The following is a 1,492-nucleotide window of genomic DNA, read 5'->3' as shown; positions in this document are numbered from 1 at the left end:
TCCCTTGAGTTCGATGCGGTGTGCGTTGTGGACGATCCGGTCGAGGATGGCGTCGGCAATGGTGGGTTCGCCGATCATGTCATGCCATCCGGACACTGGCAGCTGCGCGGTGATGATGGTGGACCGCCGCTGGTAGCGTTCTTCGAAAAGTTCGAGCAGATCGAGGCGCTGCTGGTCGGTCAGGCCGTGCGTGCCCCAGTCATCGAGCACCAGCAGCTGGACGCGGGCCAGCTTGTCGACGAGGCGGGGGAAGCGCCCGTCGAGGCGTGCCATGGCCATGTCCTCGAAGAGCCGCGGCATCCGGACATAGGACACGGAATGATCCAGACGTGCGGCCTGATGGCCGAAGGCGCAGGCGAGCCAGGTCTTGCCGGTGCCGGTCTGGCCGGTGAGGATGATCTGCTCGCGGGCCCTGATCCAGTCGCCTTGGGCGAGCGCGAGGATCTGACGCCGGTCGAGCCCCCGGCTGGCGGCGAAATCGACATCTTCGATGCAGGCGTTGGGAAAGCGCATCTTCGCATTGCGCAGCCTGTTGGCGAAGCGCTTGTCGGCGCGGGCCGCGGATTCACGATCGAGCATGAGGCCGAGCCATTCATTACGCTCGAGGGCCTGACCCGGATCCTGTTCGGCCAAAGCCTTCCAGGCGTCTGCCATGCCTGTCAGGCCGAGCGCGGCCATCTGGTCGAGTGTGGGGTGTGTCAGCATCTGTTTGTCCTTTCCGGGGTTACTGGTAGTAGCCGGGGCCGCGGATATTGTCGTGGACCGGCGTGGCGGTGACGGGGTCTGGCGGACTGGGCGCCCGATCCAGACCGGTGATCAGGATGGAGCGCACCGAGGTATAATTGACGGTGCCGACCGTCAGGGCGCGTTCGCAGGCCGCTTCCAGCCTGTCCGCCCCGAACTGGCGCTGCAGGCCGAGCACACCGAGGGCGGAGCGATAGCCCTGTTCCGGATGCGGCCTGTCGCGCATCAGCCGCTCGACGAGCGCGGCGGCGTGATAGCCGGTGCGGGCGGCCCGGGTGATCAGGCTCTCGGGCGTCATGCCACCGTAGCGCTGATGCGCCTTGGGCATGTGCTCCTTGATGGTGCTATGGCCGCCGCGCTGTCCGCGGCGGTGGTGAACCGCAACCCGTTCGTGATTATGGAAGATCTCGATCATGCGGTGGGTGAGCCGGACATCGACCTGGCGCCCGATCAGGCGGTGCGGCACCGAATAGAAGCCATGCAGAACCTCGATATGGTAATCGGGATGCACCTTGGCGCGCTTCCATTCCGCGTACTCAAAAGGCGTATCGGGCAGCGGACCGAGCGCGGGGCATTCGATCTCCACGAACAGCTCCCGGCGCGAGCGTCCGACCCGGCGCATGATCCGGGCATTCAGATCATCGAGCAGTTCGGCAATGGCGACGTTCAGCGCCTCGATGGAAAAGAACTGCCGGTTGCGCAGACGGGCCAGAATCCAGCGCTCCACGATCAGCACCGCGCCTTCAAC

Annotated in this window: 2 protein-coding genes; both read right to left on the bottom strand. The window is 65.5% G+C overall.

Annotated features, from left to right (window positions below):
- The coding region (istB, locus tag DQ230_RS16840; protein WP_113913700.1) for an IS21-like element helper ATPase IstB at positions 1-705 on the bottom strand (705 nt) is incomplete at its 3' end.
- 19 nt (positions 706-724) lie between these two features.
- Positions 725-1,492: transposase (locus tag DQ230_RS16835; protein ID WP_162497501.1), on the bottom strand; the 768-nt coding region annotated here is incomplete at its 5' end.

This window comes from Roseovarius dicentrarchi (genome assembly GCF_003316635.1).
GTDB lineage: Bacteria > Pseudomonadota > Alphaproteobacteria > Rhodobacterales > Rhodobacteraceae > Roseovarius > Roseovarius dicentrarchi.
The sequence above is the reverse complement of the archived record's forward strand: the minus strand, read 5'-3'. Positions and strand labels throughout refer to the sequence as shown.